A 1735-nucleotide genomic window follows, 5' to 3' on the forward strand; every position below is an offset into this window, starting at 1 on the left:
AGCAGCAGGGCGGCGAATCATTCGTGTCGTGATTGTTGCATGATAGCGCTAGGCGCCGGTCCACTTAGCGCCGGTCAAATATTTTTCGGTCAGGACGGACAGCAGTTGAATGCCGACCTCGTTCTGCCCGCCTTCGGGAATAATCAGGTCGGCGTATTTCTTGGATGGCTCGATGAATGCTTCATGCATCGGTTTGACTGTCGTTAAATACTGCTGATGAATCGACTGGATGGTGCGGCCGCGTTCCTCGATATCCCGCAGGACCCGGCGCAAAATGCGGACGTCAGGGTCGGTGTCGACGAACACTTTGATGTCGAGCAGTTCGCGCAAGTTCTCGTCGGACAGCACATGCAGCCCTTCGATAATGACGATATTGTTCGGCAGCAGCTCAACCGTCTGTTCTGTGGAGCGGGTGTGAACGGTGAAATCGTACACCGGCGCCTGAGCGGGCTGCCCCGTTCTCAGCAGCTTCAGATGCTCGATTAAGAGCTCGTTATCGAAGGCAAACGGATGGTCGTAATTGATCGCCTCGCGCTCGGCAAGGCTGAGATGCGAATGGTCTTTATAATAATTGTCCTGAGAGATAAAAGTGACTTTACCCGGACCGAGACGGTCGATGACAGAGCGGGCCACCGTTGTTTTGCCGGAGCCTGTTCCGCCGGCAATTCCTATAATAAGCATAGCGTTTTCATAAACCTCCCTAACCAATTCCCTTTGTCAATCCCAGTATTGTAGCACAGCGGACTTAATTTTTCACCTTTATGCATATCGGCCAATTCAGGGGTTGTTATATACTATTTATGCCAGCATGAGAAATAAGCGCATACATTCTGCTGCATGACTCCGCATCTTGCATGATGCTCAATTAAGAAAGGATGAAGAAGATGAATCGGAAAATAATTTTTCTTACGACAGACAGCATGGGCAACGGGGATACCCGGCTTGGAGAACAGCTTTTAGAGACCTACTTTACGCTTCTGAAGCAGCAGGAGCAGCTTCCGGCCGCAGTGTTCTGCGTCAATCGGGGCGTGCTCGCGCTAACGGGCAAATCGATGGCATCCCTTCATTTAAAGGAGTTGGCCGATCGCGGGGTTTCGGTATTGGCCTGCGCCACTTGCGTGAACTACTACGGAGTGGGCGATCAGCTGTATGCGGGAGAAGTATCGAGCATGGGGCATTTTATCGAGCTGTCGGCGCAGTATGAAGTGATCACGGTATCCTAGAATATTGGCCCGGGGGCAGCGACGGCTAGGGCCATTTGAAAGGAGAAATACATCATATGAACGGCAAACCGCTTCAGGAGGCGTTTAACCGGACCGCGTACCCAGTAACCGGCCACGGCAAACGGAACATTGGAGTATTGAAGAATGCGCTGAACGCCTATGATGGCGACCTGGACAGCGACATGTACGGCGAGGGCAGCATAATCGAGGGTTTTGAAGGCAAAATGGCCGGGATTCTCGGAAAAGACAAAGCCGTTTACTTCCCCAGCGGCACGATGGCGCAGCAGATTGCGCTGCGGATCTGGTGTGACCGGAAGGGAGTCAAGAGAGTGGCGTACCACCCGCTATGCCATCTGGAGATTCACGAGCAGCGGGGGCTTCACGAGCTGCACGGAATTGAGCCGATGCTGCTCGGCGGCAAGGACAGGCTGATCGGGCTCGCCGATGTACAGGAGATGCATGGCAAAGTCTCATGCCTGCTGCTTGAACTGCCCCAGCGGGAGATCGGCGGG

General features: G+C 53.6%; 3 protein-coding genes. 2 read left to right on the forward strand and 1 reads right to left on the reverse strand.

From position 1 onward, the window contains the following. Nucleotides 1-48: 48 nt before the first annotated feature. A complete protein-coding gene (udk, locus tag L691_RS0110875) occupies nt 49-681 on the reverse strand; it encodes a uridine kinase (protein ID WP_025690531.1) in 633 nt (210 codons plus the stop codon). A gap of 203 nt (nt 682-884) precedes the next feature. On the opposite strand from udk, the gene L691_RS0110880 reads away from it, so the two are divergent. Both L691_RS0110880 and L691_RS0110885 read left to right on the forward strand, forming a co-directional pair. Next, entirely contained in the window at nt 885-1223 is a 339-nt protein-coding gene (locus L691_RS0110880) for a DsrE family protein (RefSeq protein WP_025690532.1), read from the forward strand. Nucleotides 1224-1279: 56 nt separating this feature from the next. Continuing rightward, on the forward strand, nt 1280-1735 hold a 456-nt coding region (locus tag L691_RS0110885; protein ID WP_025690533.1), incomplete at its 3' end, for a beta-eliminating lyase-related protein.

This window comes from Paenibacillus zanthoxyli JH29 (assembly GCF_000520715.1).
Taxonomy (GTDB): Bacteria; Bacillota; Bacilli; order Paenibacillales; family Paenibacillaceae; genus Paenibacillus_AQ; species Paenibacillus_AQ zanthoxyli.